2 protein-coding genes are annotated in these 1,331 nt (G+C 73.8%); both read left to right on the top strand.

The window, feature by feature from the left end; translation table 11 throughout:
• Positions 1-437: FtsX-like permease family protein (locus tag KBX39_RS31340; protein ID WP_210874023.1), on the top strand; the 437-nt coding region annotated here is incomplete at its 5' end.
• 1 nt (position 438) lies between these two features.
• Positions 439-1,331: ABC transporter ATP-binding protein (locus KBX39_RS31335; protein WP_210874021.1), on the top strand; the 893-nt coding region annotated here is incomplete at its 3' end.

Below are 1,331 nucleotides of genomic sequence, written 5' to 3'. Positions count from 1 at the left end.
CCGGCGTGAACGGCCTGCTGGTGTTCGGTTTCGCGCTCGGTGCCGGGGGCGGCGCCGTGCTGGGGCTGCTCGGGCTCGCGCTCGCGGTGCTCGCCGGGGCCCGCTCGCGCGGGCAGGTGCTGTCCCGGCTGCGCACCATGGGCCTGTCCCGCCGGCAGTGGCGCGGCATGCTGATGGTCGAGCTGACCCCGCTGGTGCTGGTGTCGGTGCTCACCGGGGCGGTGGTCGGCGCGTTGCTGCCGCTGCTGCTCACGCCGGTGCTCGGGCTGCCCGCCTTCACCGGCGGCGTGGACGTACGCCCGCAGTTCGAACCCGGCCTGGTCGCCGGGGTGTCGGTCCTGGCCATGCTGGCCCTCGGCTTCGCGATCACCGTGGAGGCCGTGAACAACCGCCGGATGCGCCTCGGCGAGGTGCTGCGGCTCGGAGAGGAGAGCTGAGATGACCGCGACCGCCGAGACGTCCGTACCGGACCTGGCGTCCCTGCAGCAACGCGCGGCCGAACGGGCCGCGCAACGGGCCGGAGGGCGGGACCGGCTGCGCGGGCACATCGTCTGCGACGGCCTGGTACGCATCTTCAAGACCGAGGGCGTCGAGGTCGTCGCCCTGCAGGGCCTCGACCTGGTCATCGACCGGGGTGAGCTGGTCGCGATCGTCGGGGCCTCCGGCTCCGGCAAGTCGACCCTGCTGAACATCCTGTCCGGCCTGGACACCCCGACCGCCGGCATCGCCCGGGTCGCCGACTACGACCTGCTGTCGCTGTCGAACAAGCGGCGGCTGGCGTACCGGCGGGAGGTGGTCGGCTTCATCTGGCAGCAGACCGGCCGCAACCTGCTGCCGTACCTGACCGCGCTGGAGAACGTGGAGCTGCCGATGAAGCTGGCCGGGCGGGCCGGCGGGCGGCGCAAGCGGCGGGAACGGGCCCGCGAGCTGCTGGACATGGTCGGCGTCGGCTACTGCGCGGACCGCCGTCCGGGCCAGATGAGCGGCGGCGAGCAGCAGCGCTGCGCGGTCGCCGTGGCGGTCGCGAACGACCCGGAGATCCTCTTCGCCGACGAACCCACGGGTGAGCTGGACGAGGCCACCGGCGCGGAGGTGTTCGCCGCGCTGCGCACCATCAACGCCGAGCTGGGGGTCACCATCGTGGTGGTCACCCACGACCACGCCGTGGCCGGCCAGGTCCGCCGTACCGTCGCGATCCGCGACGGCCGGACCGCCTCCGAGGTACGCCGGACCGCGCGCGTCACCGCCGACGGCGGCACCGAGATGGTCAGCGAGGAGTACGCGGTGCTGGACCGCACCGGCCGGATGCAGCTGCCGGCGCAGTTCGTGGA

The organism is Micromonospora sp. D75 (assembly GCF_018070405.1).
GTDB lineage: Bacteria > Actinomycetota > Actinomycetes > Mycobacteriales > Micromonosporaceae > Micromonospora > Micromonospora chalcea.
Note: the sequence above shows the minus strand (reverse complement) of the source record. Positions and strands in the feature narration are given on the sequence as shown.